Origin of the sequence: Chryseobacterium gregarium DSM 19109, from assembly GCF_000430845.1 — a bacterium.
Lineage (GTDB): Bacteria > Bacteroidota > Bacteroidia > Flavobacteriales > Weeksellaceae > Chryseobacterium > Chryseobacterium gregarium.
Window position 1 is genome coordinate 1 of record NZ_AUMU01000030.1, and the last position, 15,729, is coordinate 15,729.

14 protein-coding genes are annotated in these 15,729 nt (G+C 33.2%); 5 read left to right on the forward strand and 9 right to left on the reverse strand.

The features are described from left to right. Positions 1–499 precede the first annotated feature (499 nt). Both H561_RS0119770 and H561_RS0119775 read right to left on the reverse strand, forming a co-directional pair. Complete coding sequence (locus H561_RS0119770) at positions 500–838, reverse strand: hypothetical protein (RefSeq protein ID WP_027388550.1); 339 nt, start codon at positions 836–838, stop codon at positions 500–502. Between the two features lie 15 nt (positions 839–853). Then, positions 854–1,528 (reverse strand): hypothetical protein, encoded by a 675-nt coding sequence (locus tag H561_RS0119775; RefSeq protein WP_027388551.1) that lies wholly within the window; start codon positions 1,526–1,528, stop codon positions 854–856. A gap of 289 nt (positions 1,529–1,817) precedes the next feature. Between H561_RS0119775 and H561_RS0119780 the strand changes: the two genes are divergently transcribed. From H561_RS0119780 to H561_RS0119800, 5 genes are all read left to right on the forward strand, one after another. Next, positions 1,818–2,504: a response regulator transcription factor gene (locus H561_RS0119780; protein ID WP_027388552.1), complete on the forward strand. Its 687-nt coding sequence runs from the start codon at positions 1,818–1,820 to the stop codon at positions 2,502–2,504. A gap of 24 nt (positions 2,505–2,528) precedes the next feature. Beyond that, a complete protein-coding gene (locus H561_RS0119785; protein WP_027388553.1) occupies positions 2,529–3,812 on the forward strand; it encodes a sensor histidine kinase in 1,284 nt (427 codons plus the stop codon). 202 nt (positions 3,813–4,014) lie between these two features. After that, positions 4,015–5,853: an LTA synthase family protein gene (locus H561_RS0119790; RefSeq protein WP_228372314.1), complete on the forward strand. Its 1,839-nt coding sequence runs from the start codon at positions 4,015–4,017 to the stop codon at positions 5,851–5,853. Positions 5,854–5,938: 85 nt separating this feature from the next. Beyond that, entirely contained in the window at positions 5,939–6,724 is a 786-nt protein-coding gene (locus H561_RS0119795; protein WP_027388555.1) for a phosphatase PAP2 family protein, read from the forward strand. 11 nt (positions 6,725–6,735) lie between these two features. Continuing rightward, a complete protein-coding gene (locus H561_RS0119800; protein ID WP_027388556.1) occupies positions 6,736–7,776 on the forward strand; it encodes a sulfite exporter TauE/SafE family protein in 1,041 nt (346 codons plus the stop codon). A gap of 576 nt (positions 7,777–8,352) precedes the next feature. Here the strand turns inward: H561_RS0119800 and H561_RS0119805 are convergent. The 7 genes from H561_RS0119805 to H561_RS0119840 all read right to left on the reverse strand — a co-directional run. Continuing rightward, positions 8,353–9,015 carry a hypothetical protein gene (locus tag H561_RS0119805; RefSeq protein WP_155845866.1) on the reverse strand — a complete coding sequence of 221 codons (663 nt, stop codon included), beginning with the start codon at positions 9,013–9,015 and terminating at the stop codon, positions 8,353–8,355. 565 nt (positions 9,016–9,580) lie between these two features. After that, a complete protein-coding gene (locus tag H561_RS0119815; protein ID WP_027388558.1) occupies positions 9,581–10,621 on the reverse strand; it encodes a PDDEXK nuclease domain-containing protein in 1,041 nt (346 codons plus the stop codon). Positions 10,622–10,879: 258 nt separating this feature from the next. Then, positions 10,880–11,905: a hypothetical protein gene (locus H561_RS0119820; protein WP_162143040.1), complete on the reverse strand. Its 1,026-nt coding sequence runs from the start codon at positions 11,903–11,905 to the stop codon at positions 10,880–10,882. Positions 11,906–12,007: 102 nt separating this feature from the next. After that, positions 12,008–12,421: an ester cyclase gene (locus H561_RS0119825; protein ID WP_027388560.1), complete on the reverse strand. Its 414-nt coding sequence runs from the start codon at positions 12,419–12,421 to the stop codon at positions 12,008–12,010. A 118-nt stretch (positions 12,422–12,539) separates the two neighbouring features. After that, entirely contained in the window at positions 12,540–13,118 is a 579-nt protein-coding gene (locus H561_RS0119830) for a Crp/Fnr family transcriptional regulator (RefSeq protein WP_034762924.1), read from the reverse strand. A gap of 158 nt (positions 13,119–13,276) precedes the next feature. Next, a complete protein-coding gene (locus H561_RS0119835) occupies positions 13,277–14,320 on the reverse strand; it encodes a PDDEXK nuclease domain-containing protein (protein WP_027388562.1) in 1,044 nt (347 codons plus the stop codon). Positions 14,321–14,599: 279 nt separating this feature from the next. Then, on the reverse strand, positions 14,600–15,729 hold a 1,130-nt coding region (locus H561_RS0119840; protein WP_027388493.1), incomplete at its 5' end, for a S41 family peptidase.

The following is a 15,729-nucleotide window of genomic DNA, read 5'->3' on the forward strand; positions in this document are numbered from 1 at the left end:
TTCATAAATTTTGTGACATTCTATCTTTTTATCCTTTAAAATTACAACACCCTCAGTTTCAGAATTAACTACAGAATCTTTTTCCTGCGCACGAAAGCATAGAAAAATTAATATAAATAAAAAAGAAAATATAAATTTCATCTACTAACAAGTTAAAAAGTAAAATTCAAACATTCCAATCGTTTTTCGAGAATATATTAGTTATATAATGCATATAACTAATATAATTAATTATTATTGTAACAGTAATATCACCCCAAACATTCAGCAAACTAATTTCATAGAATTACTAGGAAGTATTAATCGTTTTTTGAGACTTGAAGTAAATCTCTTGCTGGCAAAGTTTATAATTTTGGACGCTTCAATTTTTAGGGAAGAGTACACATTATTAGTTAGGCCTCATTTCCTGTTTATTAAATAATGACTTTATTTTGTGGACTTAAATTTATAAAAAAACTCCTTGTAAATACAAGGAGTTTTTTTATAAACCTATTCTTGATTACATCCACTTTCTTACATAATTAAAGATAAGTGACATTAAAAGAACAATTGCAAAAGGCCAAAGAAATATTTTTGTAGTTAAAAATGTTATTCCAATAAGTGTAAAAGAAATAATAATAAATATTATAAATAAGTTTTCCTTCTTTATATATTTTAATAAATTATAAATAAAATTTACTAAAAAAGCTGAAAAAGCAAACTGTCCATAATTATTATTTAAAAAATTATAATTACCAATATCATTATAATGTGGGCTTATCCAAGTAAAACCAAAAAAAATAACACCCAAAAATGATATCATTATTATAATGATTCCTTTTAATTTTAATGATTCCATTTTAGTACACTTTTTTTAGCATCCCGCTGCTTCAAGACAATCTACAGCTCCCCATCCGGCTCCTACAAATCCAATCACAGCACCACCCCAAGCTCCAAAAAAACCTCCAGATGCACCTCCAACTACGCCTCCGATTACCGTAGCAGCAATCATTCTTGGTTTCCATTTCTTTACACAAGCTTGGCAAGCAGGACTCCCTTTTCCAGCCAAAGCGAGATTCTGTTCGACTATAAGGTCTGCCTTTTCAATGACATTTTCAATAAACTCTTGATTTGAGCCATCATATTGTAGCTGAGGATATCTATCATAAAGAATAGCCAATAAACTATTCATTTTGTCAAGCGATGTGGATACCTCATTATCTGAATACCCAGTTACTTCTAGGAAATATGATTCTTTTTCCTCTTCAAACTGAGATTTATTAAAGTTTATTCGGAAATTATCTTTATGTGGCATATTTTCAAAAAGTGAAAATATTGTATTCCCATAATTAATAAAATCTTGATCAGTAGATAATTTTTTCACCAACTCTTCCTCAGTTAGGTGAGTGAATTTAGCAGATGTTCCATTTTGTGAATTACTTTTTGATAATGATTCATTGTGAGTCTCAAGTAACTCATTATCCGAGCCACAAGAATTTGTCAAAAATACAGACAATGCGCAACTTAATGCTAAAAATAGTTTTTTCATAGTTATTAATTTTTATTCTAATTGTTTAACAAATATATAATTTATTTAAATACTAATTGAAATAAAAATGTTAAAACTTGCCAAAATAAATCATGCCCAATTTTCTTATTTACTGAATATGTAAATCTTGTTTTTTTTATAAATCCTTTTTTGAGATTTTTCGAACTCATTAAAATTTTTTTTGATACTTAAATGGTAGATGTCAATGCTATCAAATCTATATTTAGTTAGTATTTCCATTATTAAATCTCACGAATTAATAATCAGCTAAATAATTTACCTTTATATCATGAAGATTCTAATTATCGAAGATGAAATTGAACTGGCAGCAAGCATTGCAGAATATCTTTCGGGTGAGGAATACCTGTGCGAGTTCGCTTCTACCTTTTCAGAGGCAATGGATAAGATTGACGTGTATGAATACGATTGTATTGTTCTGGACATTATGCTTCCTGATGGGAACGGGTTAAAGATATTGGAAGAAATTAAAAAACAAAGAAAACAGGAGGGTGTGATCATTGTTTCCGCAAAAAATGCTTTGGAAGACAGGATCAGCGGTTTACAAATGGGTGCTGATGATTACCTAACCAAGCCATTTCACTTATCTGAACTTATGGCTAGGATTTATTCTATTATTCGAAGAAGGCATTTTAATAATTCCAATATCATCAAACAGGATGAGCTGCATATTGATCTTCTTGCTAAAACTGTTTTTATACATAATCAGCCGATAAACCTTACTAAAAAAGAATTTGAACTGCTTATTTATTTTATTGGAAATAAGAATAAAGTAATATCAAAAAGTACGCTGGCGGAACATCTTTCAGGTGATCTTGCTGATATGTTAGACAGCCATGACTTTGTTTATGCCCACGTAAAAAATCTGAAGAAAAAACTCTATGATTCCGGCTGCAAGCATTATCTGAAAACTGCTTACGGCACCGGTTATAGGTGGATAGAAACTGCTGACAATTAAACATTCATCACTAATTATAATTTTTTGAAACCACTATTAAGTAAAACCACCAAACCTTTTCTTATTTATGTTCTGGTTATCCTGGTCATCAGCATTCCTGTATATTACTGGGTGATTGATCAGATCTGGCAGGCTGAACTTGATGAACATAATAAGACCATCGCACAGAAAACAGCTTATGAGTTTAATCATTTAAAACTTACTGACACGGAACTTGAGAAAAGCATAACACTTTGGAACCGTATACAGCCTGAAACTGATATTAAAAAAGTAAAAGGAGATGCCTTACAAAGTGACATTTATTCTACGGTTGAGAAAATAAAACCCTTTGCTCAAGAACCGGAAATCGAGCGTTACCGAAAATTACAGACGATGGTTTATTTAAATAACAGTCCTTTTATTTTTACCATACAGACTAATATTGAGGAAACTGAAGAAACTGTAGCTGTGATTGCGTTGACTACTGTTTTTTTCTTTATTATGATAGTTATGGGCCTCTTAATACTCAACAGAAGGCTTTCAGAAAGCATATGGAAACCATTCCGTAGTACGTTAGAAAAACTAAAGGTTTTTAATCTTAACCACCAGGAGAATCTGGCTTTTGAAAAAACAGATATCCTGGAGTTTGAAGAACTGCACCGGTCTTTGTATGCGCTTATTGCACAAAACATTTCTGTCTTCAGGGTACAAAAGGAATTTACAGAAAATGCTTCGCATGAGTTACAGACGCCTCTGGCCATCATCAAGCAGAAACTTGATCTGCTCCTGCAAGATAAAAATCTTACAAAAGACCAGTATCATATTGCGGAAGACATACACCGCGCACTTTCACGCAGTTCAAGGATCAACAAAAACCTTTTATTACTGGCAAAAATAGATAACAGCCAGTTTAATAAATCAGAAAATGTACAGCTCAGCCTCCTGACAGAACAAAGCCTGGAACTTCTGGCAGAGCACTTCCATCACAAGAAAATCGCGATTCAATCTGATATTCATCCTGGAATCTCTACTCGTGGAAATTCTGATTTAACAGAAATACTTATCACCAATTTACTGATGAATTCTATCCGATATACGGTAAGATATGGTTATATCTCTATAACCTTAAAGGATGGTCTGCTGCAAATATCCAATACGGGAAATGAGCCATTGGATCATCGGCAGCTGTTTAAAAGGTTTTCAGGAAATACTTTAAAAGGTGGGACAGGTTTAGGTTTGGCAATCATCAAGGAAATCTGTGTATTTCACCACTGGAATATTGATTACAGGTTTGAAAATAACAGACATATTTTTACCGTCACCATGTAAATTCTAAATTTATTCAAAATTGGGATCATTTCTTTGCTTTATAATTAAGCAGAACATGATTAGTAAATCAAATATCCGGAAATCATATAATCAACTTATTAATGGGCGATTCTCAGCCTTTTTTATCATTCTGGCACTTTATCTTATATTATGCCTGGCCATAAGATCACTGTTTTTGGTATGGTCTTTTAAAAATGCAGAATTGAACCTAATTTATATGGTGCGTGCATTTTTAACTGGGTTCATCTTCGATTCTATAATGGGATTATTATACCTATCGATCTATGGAATCTACCTCTTTTTATTACCCAAGAGGTTTATAGGATCTATGTTGGATAAGGCCATTACCTATATTTATTTTTCTCTACTTTTCATCGTCATCTATTTCAGTTTGTTAGCAGAAATTCCTTTCTGGGATGAATTTGGGGTACGATTCAATTTTATTGCTGTTGATTATCTTATTTATACTTTCGAGGTAGTAGAAAATATTAATCAGTCTTATCCATTACCATTAATTATAGCTATACTGTTAGGATTAGTTGTTTTCACCTTTTTTGCTTTAATCAGGTTTAAAGTTTTTTATAGAACTTTTACAGATAAAATATCCTTTGCAAAAAGATCTTTATACTTTTTTCCGGTTTTAATTGTAACGGTCCTTCTTGGTATTTTACTCAAAAACAAGCAGGCTGATTTTAGCAATAACCTAGTCATTAATGAACTCGGGAAAAATGGTGCATACTCATTTATTTCTGCGTTCAGATCGAATGAACTTGATTATGATATATTTTATCCTAAAATTTCCGATAAAGAAGCATTTTCATTGGTGAAAAAAGACTTATTGCAGACCAATCAACGATATAGTTCACAAAATTTTGATAATCTTTCAAGATTCACGAAAGGCAGCGATGAAAAGAAATCTAATATTATTTTAATAGCTATCGAAAGCTTTAGCGCGGACTTTCTTACTGCTTTTGGCAACAGAGATAATCTTACGCCAAACTATGACCGGCTGTCAAAAGAAAGTATTTTCTTTACTAACCTGTATGCAACCGGGACCCGTACCGTCAGAGGAATGGAAGCACTCACATTATGTATACCGCCAACACCCGGCAACAGCATTGTAAGAAGACCGGATAATGCGAATTTATTCTCTATTGCTACGGTTCTGAAAGAAAAAAGATACCGACCATATTTCATCTACGGCGGAGACGGGTATTTTGACAATATGAATAATTTCTTCGGTGGTCAGGGCTTTGATATTGTGGACCGTAACCGGGGAAACCCGCTCTCGGATGATATCCGGACCAAAAGATTTGCAATTCCTGACAGTGAAGTAAGTTTCGAAAATGCCTGGGGAATCTGCGATGAAGATCTTTATAAGCAGTCTATAAAATATGCTGATAAAAGCAGTAAGGAAAACAAACCGTTTTTCCAGTTTGTAATGACTACTTCCAATCATAAGCCTTATACTTTTCCCACTGGAAGAATCAGCCTGCCGCAAGGAGACAGAAACGCTGCAGTAAAATACACCGACTACGCTTTAGGCAAATTCATTGCCGCTGCTAAACAGAAGGCCTGGTTTAAAAATACAGTTTTCCTTATTGTGGCTGACCATTGTGCAAGCAGTGCCGGAAGGTGGGAAATTAACATAGCCAAACACCACATACCGGCCATTATCTACAACACGGGAGAGAAACCAGAAGAAATTAACCGGCTGGCTTCTCAGATCGACCTAATGCCTACTTTATTCGGTTATCTACATTGGAACTACAAAACCAGCCTGTATGGTAAAGATATTAATCAAATCGGTACAGGTCAGGAAAGGGCATTTATCGGTAATTACAGAACATTGGGTATGCTGAAGAATAATCTGTTTACCCAGATTAACGACCGAAAGCAAATTAAACAATTTACGGTATCAGGCAAAGACCAGTCATTGTCTGAAGTGAACTATAAAAATGATGATTTTGTCAAGGAAACGATATCCTTTTACCAGACAGCCAGTCAAAGGTTTAAAACCGGAAAAATGAAAGCGCACTAAGCCATCCGGATAATTGCATTTCAAAAATAAATTACTTCAAATACAGCTTTGCCAAATGAGAAAATTTAATATTAACCATAACCCCATGAAAATATTATTCATCAGTTTACTGGTCTTCCTTATCGGCATCCAGAATCTCTATGCACAGGATAGCCTACCTGCCAACAAGCTGCAGGACTCCATCTCTGCTTTGAAAAATAATCTGCAAGATCCTGTATATAGATTAAGTTATAAAAAGCTGATCGTTCCTGCCATCTTCATTTCTTATGGGGTGGGAAGTCTGAGCATCAAAGGGTTGAAAAATTTAAATGAGTCTACCAGGTTTGAAATCAGTGAGCATCAGCCAGACCATATCAGGCTGGATAATTATACGCAATTTGCACCTGGAGCCCTGGTGTATGGTCTAAATGCGATGGGTATTGAGGGAAAACATAATCTTCAGGACCGGAGTATCATTTACGGAACTTCGCTATTAATTACTACAGCGATAACATTTCCTTTAAAACATAGTGTGCATGAAGAAAGGCCAGACCTATCTAACAAGTTATCATTCCCATCCGGTCATACCGCAATCGCTTTTGCCTCTGCACAGTTTATGTTCAGGGAATATAAAGATACTAACTTCTTATTGGGTATTTCCGGATATTCCATCGCTGTTTTTACGGGCATATACAGAATGCTCAATAATAAGCATTGGCTTGGTGATGTTGTTGCCGGTGCAGGAGTCGGTATTTTGTCTACCGAACTTTCTTATTGGCTATATCCGAAAATAAATACCCTTTTAACGGGGAAAAATAAAAATTCCCACTCGATGATTATGCCCTATTATCAGACCGGAAATGCAGGAATTGGCTTTGTGAAAAATTTTTAATTAACATTTTTATGCTCCTCAATATTATTGCCCTTTTTACGGGAACCATTTTTGCCTTCTGGATCAGTGCCATTTGCGGAGGCGGTGCCAGTCTGATCCTAATTCCTATACTGAACCTTCTTCTTCCAGGTTCAGTAGTCCCTTTTTCACTGACCATTGGAACCTTTACCAGTTCAGCTTCAAGAATAGCAGTGTTTAGAAAACATATCAGGTGGCAGATCTTTTTATGGTTCGTTCCATTTTCCATTCCTGCCGTATTATTAGGAGCCTGGCTTATTAAGTTTGTTAACCCGAATTATCTGCAGCTGATTGTTGCCTTTCTCTTGATTTTAAACCTTCCGGAATTATTCAGGTCTAAAAAAGACATAGAAAAGAATAAGGAAGTATATCCGAAATTCCTATTGATTATCATAGGCTTTTGTGCCGGCTTTGTTTCAGGGATTACGGGAGCAATAGGTTTACTTTTTAATCGCTTTTACCTGAAATACGGATTAAGTAAAGAGGAAATTGTGGCTACCCGTGCGGCTAATGAAATATTTTTGCATCTCATTAAGCTGACTATCTATATTACGATTGGGCTGTATTCTAAAACAGCTTTATGGCTGGGATTAACGATTGCTGCAGCAACAGTGATTTCTTCTTATACGGTTAAGTATATTCTTCCTTATTTAAGTGAGACCACATTTCGAAAAGTTGGTTACGGGGCCATGGTGTCAGCGGGCATTATACTAATGACAGGAACTGCAGAAAAAATTATTGTTCAGGATAAATTTTCTATTTCCAACATCGGCCGCAATAATGAAACCGAAACTGTTATTTCATGGAGAAAAACTGATTTCGTCATAGAGTTTGCCTGGGACGATGGAATTGAAGTGGAAAGACCGATACAACCGATAGAACTTTCTGCTCTGCTAAAGCAGAAATACAATCATCTTAAGAAGCAATATGACCAGATTCATCTGGAAAAAGTATTCACTATTACTAAAAAGCCTGAATATGAATTTTACTGCTACAAAAATGGACAGCTAAAAAAAATTACATATCTTGATTAAGATTAACACCTGAATTCATTTATGACTTCATAAACACTCCAAACATTCAGCACTTCGCTTAAATAACATTGCAAACAAGTATTTATCGTTTTTTGAGATTTTACTAGCAATCGCATTGCTGAATGTGGTTAAATCAATTATTTTTTTCGCTTTAATATCTTTTCACGCTCTTCTGAAAAATAACTGTAAAAGCTTCTGAAGAAAAAAGTGATTAAGAAAAAAACTACAAAGATGATTGCCGATAGTACCCAATCTATATCTTTTTTCGATTCAAATAGATAAAATATTAAAAAACAAAGTGTTGATACAAGAAGTGATTGTATTAAATTCTGGATAGTAAATTTCTTTTTCATAAATTTTTCTTTCAATTGACCATAAATTGTAATCTATTTAGAAAATTTGCATTTGCACATGAAAGATCTTTTTTGAGATTTTAATAGCAATTAATAACGTTTTGGGGCTTTGGGCTCGGGTCGGAAATCGATGCACAAAAGCTGGTTCTATTACTAATATTTAATTGAAAAACTGCCATTGATCAGCCCGCCTGACGCAAAACCATTGTTGTGCGTTCGTTATTTATTCAAATTGTTCTTTTGTAATATTCCAAACATAGATTTTTTCTTTAAATTTTATAAACTTTGAATAGTTTTTTTCAAAATAATCAGGTGCTGACATATAATTATCTTTAAATGATATATTAATATTTTTCCCGGTCTTTGGCAATTCAATTGTAAACTGTGATGTTACCAATTCCTCTTTTGTACTTTGACTAACAGACGTTTTACAGAATTCACCAACAAGATTATTCATAAATACGTCAAAATTATTTGTGTAACTTTTTAAATATCCTGTTTTCACTTCTGTAAGTATTTTATTTCTATACTCAAAGAATTTGAAATTATTTTGAGAAAAGCCACCATTGCTTCCGCCAATAGAAGAAATAGCAATTAATTTTTTGTTTTTAATATTCCAATATGTAATTTCAAATATTTGATAACCAGATTGTCCTTCTGTATATGATTGCTCTAATCTTAAATGTCCATTTTTCTTATCAATATTCAAAGAATAGTACATGTCATCATTTGTCAATGAGCCATTTGAAACTAGATTTTTTCGTTCAATATAGCTTAGATCGTCTAAATATTCAGCTGGAATTGAATAGAAAAAATCAACAATGTTTTGTGCAGATAAATACTGTATTGAGATAAAAAGAATAATAAATATAGAAGTTTTTTTCATTATTAGGTTTTTAGTTCTTTCGTTTTTGTACACGTTTCCATTTAAAATGACGCACAACTTATTTATATATGTTATACAATAGCGCATATCCACCCAAATTCGTAGTGATATGCGCTAAATTTAAGCAATCGTTTTTTCAGATTCTAATAGCAATTACAACGTTCCGCCGCTTGGCGTCAGTGGTGACTTTTTTAATAATTTATTCTAAAGTCAACTTAGTAATTTACGGCTAAGAATAACTAAACCAGCCATTGCGTCAAGCAACTGCTCACATACTTTAGTATTCAATTTTAGATTTAATTCTCTCATAATAATCTTCAAAAAATTCAATATTTTCATATTCATTTTTTAAAGGCTTCAAAATATTCCAACTTTCACTTATCACTACGTAATTTTTCTTTTAAGTTTATCGTTTTCTGAGACTTTCTGATTGATTTTAGTTCTACGTCTGAATAAATACTCCAGACATTCAGCATTTAGTCTTAATAAATAATTATACCTATTTAATCTTTGAGATTCTTATATTATTATGAAATTGGTCTTTGATGGTTTATGATCAAGATATTTACTGGTCTGCGCTGTAATCTTCGTTTAATTTATCGATATTTTCTTTTACCAGCTGCTCCAATTGGTACGTAGCAACTCCCAAAGGTTTATTCAATCCCCGCATTGCATATTCTACTTTCACATTACTTTTTGAGGCACAAAGCAATAAGCCAACTGTTGGCTCATCAAATGGTGTTTTGATTTTATCATCAACTGCACTAATATAGAAATTTAGTTTGGAAACATATTCCGGTATGAACTCCCCCGCTTTTAGTTCTATTACAACATACGCATGCAAAACGGTGTGATAAAAAAGCAAATCAATTTTGTAATCGGTGTTATCAACTTCAATGACATATTGTCTTCCTACAAAAGCAAATCCTTTACCTAGCTCTAAAAGAAAATCGGTTATTTTATTTGTCAGAAGCTTTTCTATTTCCAGCTCTTTTACCTTGTTTGCGAGCATCAAAAAATCAAAATTATATGGATCTTTGAAAATACTCTTTGCTAAATCCGATTGATATTCGGGTAATGTCTGTTCAAAATTATTTAAAGCCTTTCCGCTTCTTGTATATAAATTGCTTTGAATTTGTAAAAGCATTACGTCTCTACTCCAATCGTTCTTGGCTGTTTCTGCAATGTAAAATGCTCGTTCTGTAACATCCTTTATCTTTGTAAGAAGACTAATGTGATGGTACCAGGTAATTTGTGCAAGTGACACTTGCACAAATTGTTTTTCAGATTGTGCAAGCGGCACTTGCACTATTGGAAACTGGGGATATGCCTCGGCAAAACTTCTCATATATTTAAGGTTACGCACCGAAAACCCTTTGCTATCAGGAAAGTTAAGTGTTAAATCTGCAGCTAAAAGATCTATAACTTTACTGCCCCAACCGTTTTCCTGTTGTTTTTCAATGATTGAATTTCCGATCTCCCAATATAAGGTGAGCATTTCGGAATTAACCTTTAAAGCAGCTTGTGTCTGAGCGACCTCTATCTTATTGAAAATAAATTTTGACCAATCTTTGTAGTCATTATTTTGTATAATTTTGTCACTCATCTAAAAGCATAGTTTTGTTATCCACAAATATAACAAAAAGGTTCTGCGATGTTATTGTAGAACCCTCGTTTATTATAATTGTTTATTCCTATAATATCGTTTTTTGAGATTTCTAAATCCATTTTTAACGAATTGGGATTTTGCAATAGTGGGGCAATCAACGCACAAATCTTCAATTGTAAAAGTACTATCGGAGAGCTACTGTTGAGATTTACAGTTTAATCCTACTATCGAAAACAATTGTTATCTGCCGTATTCTTAATTCCATTTTTTATTAAAGTTTTGAATTGTATCAATTACTGCCTGGCTGATTTGTTTTGATAAAATTCTTTTTTCATCAGAAAAGAAATTTGTTTTATCTTCATTCTCCAAAATCAAATAAATTTGTTCATTTGATGCAAGAAAGCTGCCCTCCGAAAAATATAAAGTTTTTTTAGTAAGCTTATTCAATAATTTTTTTCCTTCTTCATTTTTATATTTACTTACCGCTTTTGTAAACAATTCTAGCTCAAAAAAGATATCGTCAGCCCTAAATTTTTTACCATCAATCTTCTTATCGTAATAGTTATCTAGAACTTTAAAATATTCGGGTTTAGGTGAGTAATTAATAAATTCAATTGCAGAATTGAAATATGTTGGCTCCTTATAAATTGAACTTTCTAAGTATTTAGTTATTAATTTTATATCTTCGGGATTATTATAATTTGAAAAATATGTAACGAAGGATATATTATTAAAATAATTATCTGGTGAACCTTTTTCAATTTCAGTTTTGAGTCTCGAATAATATTTAGGATTTGGTTTATCCTTGTTTTTTTCAAGATATAAAGCCAAGTGTCCGCTTAAATGTTTTTTGTTGGCCAAGTCTAAAATGATCTTATCTAAAATTATATCCAATTGTTTTTTTGAGAAAACATTGTCCTTTACTGTAGCATAATATAACATTGCTTCCGAAAGAGTCATCTCTTGAAGTGTATCGTAACTTGTTGATATTATAACCTTTTTTAAATTATTGATATTTTCTAAAAAAACATTATATGCTTGTTCGGGATATTTTTTAACCAAAATTTGATAGAAATATAGGGCAATTTCGGTATTCTGATTTGAAGACAGATCTACTATCTTATCTTTTGTAAAAGATTGAATAATAGTATTTTTAAATTTTTCTTTAAATATTTCATTTTTTGAATTCTCTATTTTATTTAAAAGCGCTTCCTGTTCCGTGTTATATTTACAGGAAGTCAATAGAAGTAGACAAAAAATTGTTTTTAGGGCGGTTCTCATTATGGCAGCTAAGTTGCGAATTTACGCATTGCATCAATGTGATTTATATAACTTTCGTAAAGCTATTTATCCTACTAATATAAAATTTATTTTGATGTATAATCACCTTGCAGGTACAGCTCCGATTTGTGTCAGTAAACTAAGCATATCTGGTTGCCCAATTTCTTCTATAATCTGGTCGTCTGACAAACGGTAAAAATTCATTGCGTTAACTATGATAGGCTTTCCGGTTGCGGGTACGCCAAAGAAAGTTCCATTATGGGTTCCCCTCATTGTAAATCTAACTGCTACTTTGTCATTCTCAGTGATCATATCTTCAACACACCACTTAATATCAGGAAAGCCGCTGCGCATCATTAGGATAATCGTTAGATAGCCTTTAGGACCTTGTAGTGGATCAGCTTGAAAAGGTACGTGAAACTTCGCTATAGGACTTATTAGCTGTTGTGCCAGATCCTCGTCAGCAGTATTAATGAACTGTAAAAATTGATTAAAGAATTCTTTTGTTGTTCCCATTTTATTTTTTTTAGTTTGTAATATCGGTTTGCTTTAGAACCCAAAGATGGTTTATAATTGTCTTCCCAACCAATAAATAAGTTTAAGAAATAGTCTTAATATAGTTTAAGAATACGTACTATTTTATTGATATGTTTTTTCTGATCTTGCTGAGAAATTCAGGAGTAATCCCTAAATAGGAAGCAATTTGGGCGTTAGGCAATCTCGAAGCCAGCTCCGTATATTGTTCAAGGAATTCCAGATACCGTTGCTCCGCGTTTGAACTGAAATTTTGTAACAAACGGTTTTGTAGTTCAATGAACTTTTCCTCCACAATCACCCGAAAGTTTCTGTCAAACTTTGGTGAATTCATAAAAAGATAGATCAAGTCCCGCTTTTCAATTTGCATAATGATTGAAGGTTCAATTGCTTCTATGAACAACTTGCTTGGTTTTTCCGAATAGAAACTTCCCAGATCAGCAACCCAATCGTTTTCTGCTGCAAACCTCAGATTATGTTCTGTTCCCTTTTCATCAATGCCGTACATTTTAAAGCATCCCTTCTCAATAAAAGTATAATGTTTACAAACGAAGCCCTCTTGCAAGATCATTTGTTTGCGTTTTATTTTTCTGGATTTTATTCTTTCTGAAAGCAAATTTATCTCCTCAGAATTCAGAGGAAGGTATTTTTTAAAATATTCAATTAATGGTTGTATCATCAACTTTTTAGTAATTAATTAAGATTGTTTTAGTTAAAAATCATGATAACAAATATATTTAAATAAGTAATAGTCAATTGCTGCTATAAAAACACACTAAACATTCAGCAATTTACAATCTAATCGTTTTGTGAGACTTTATAACAGATCCTTTTTATTTATGTCTCCTCAGGCTTTTGTCCGTCTTGAGTTTCTTTTGCGTTAATTTCATTCAATATTAAAGTTTCAAGTTCATTCTTTGGTAATAGCATTTGATATTCCGCTACACTAATTGGTTTATTGATATCTTGTAATGCTATTTCTACATCTATATGGTCTTTATCGGCACATAGAATGATTCCAATAGATGGATTTTCATTCTCACCTTTTTCAAACTTGTCAAGTAAAGAAAGATAAAGGTTCATTTTACCTACATATTCTGCTTTGAAACTTCCAATCTTTAATTCGACAGCCACCAATGATTGTAAACCTCTATGAAAGAAAAGTAAATCTCCAAAGTATTCTTTATTATTGTATTCTAAACGGTACTGATTACCAATAAAAGAAAAGCCTTTACCTAATTCTAAAATAAAAGTTCCAATTTTTGAAATTAACCTTTTTTCTAATTCCAATTCTTTAATCGGTTCTGTAATTCCAAGAAAACCCAGGTTATATGAGCTTTTAAAGACTTCATTAGCATATTCTGCACTTATCTGGGGTAAAGTAGAATTGAAATTATTTGCTTTTACCTGGTTTTCCGTACTGCTGTAGATATCCATCTTAATGGCATTGAGCAAAAGATCTCTTGACCACCCTTTTTCTGCTACTTCGTTTGCATAAAATGCAACAGCCGGAAGAGACTGTACTTTGTCTAATAGTAATAAGTTATGACCCCATGGTAAAACTGCTACAGAGTGTAGCAGTTTTATATCTGCTTGATAATAACGTTCATAGAAACGTTTCATATTCCACAAATTACGTGGTGAGAGCCCCATGTCAGGAAATTCACTTTTGAGATCAATAGACAACTGTTTAACAACATTGCTACCATAACCTTCCTCTAATTGTTTTTCAGAAAGTAACTTTCCCAGGTTCCAATAAACTGAATTTGCCGAGCTGTTTACTTGTTTAGCAATTAATGTTCGTGCAGTTTTTATATGATCAATAGCCTGATGCAAGAACTTGCTGTACTCTGAATTATTTATTTGAGATAAATCAGTCATTTACTTTCATTTATTATTACAAACTTCTAATCTAGATATTTTTTCACGCACTTTAAAATTAGATCAAGATTTATATTATTAAAAAATTCGCATTTTAGATAAGAATACAAATTTACTATTTGCATTAGTTATGAATATAATTGTAAAAAGATTGGATTTTTACCTTTTAAACAAATTGTATTTATTAAATCGTTTTTTGAGATTATATTCCCACTTGCCATGCAGTACTTCTATTACCACTAATTTAATGAATTTCTTATAATCACCGTCCAGATCCAGCTATTGATTGATCCATTTTAGCGCCTCATTCAATTGAGTGTCTATATTTTTAGCAACATCGGATATGTTGGGATCAATCAGCTTGTCGATCTTAACGCCTTTGCGTTGGGCCTGAGTGCCATCTGGATAAAAAACAGCGTTGCCGGTAAACGGAAATTTATAGCCGCCAGGTAAAATAATCTCTTTATCATCACCATCTGCACCAGCGCTTTGACTACCGATGGTAATGGCATCAGGAAACATGTGCTGCAAGAACATGGTGTAATACTCTGCAGCACTCAGGGTTTCGCCATCTACCAGGATTGCAATTTTTGCATTCATAGTACGCTTGCCCGGCTTTGCTGTCGGCGGATAATACTCAACAATGTCTGTTATTTGTTTATACATGCCAATGTGCTGCTTATCCAACATATAATATTTTGAATAGAGGTTATTGTCTTTTCCAAAAGTATTGTACATCAGATAATAGAAACCGCCCCAATCCGGATAGCTTCGCATATCTAGAATGATGCCTTTTTGTTTTCCTGCCTGGATAAAAATAGAATCCATCGCACTTTTCAGTTTATCTTCGGGCAGGTTTTCAAGAAAGCGGGTTGTTTGATTAGCCCTGAAGATCACTACACCAGGAGCCGCATATTCGGGTTGAATGCCTAGATTACTTCTGGCCAGCTTGTTATTAATATAGGCAGATACTCTTTTGAAGTCGTCCTGCTTACTTACCCATTCAACATTGGTTTTTCTGGTACTGCGGCCGCGCGTCAATAATAGTTCGGCATGCAGATTATCGGTTGGGAAGAGCAGATTGTCCAGGTATCGGCTTAAACGAGAATTCAGAGCATTAGGATTTGAGGCTGAAAGATATTCGCCGATAAAGTCTACCCGCTTACTTATCGTTTCATCATTAACATGGGTAATCACATCGCCTTCTTCAATATCTGCTTGTTTGCACAATTCAGGAATGATAATTTTAGTAACTACCACCTTGGAGCCATTATTTACTAACTGATAATCAAAAGGTGGGTAAAACTTTACCTTCAGAATAGTCTTCCAGTTTTTCATTTCCTTGTAAAACCGAAGGGCATGGGTGTCATTTAAAGGGGCTACCAGTCTGAGTAATTGCGTTTCATAAG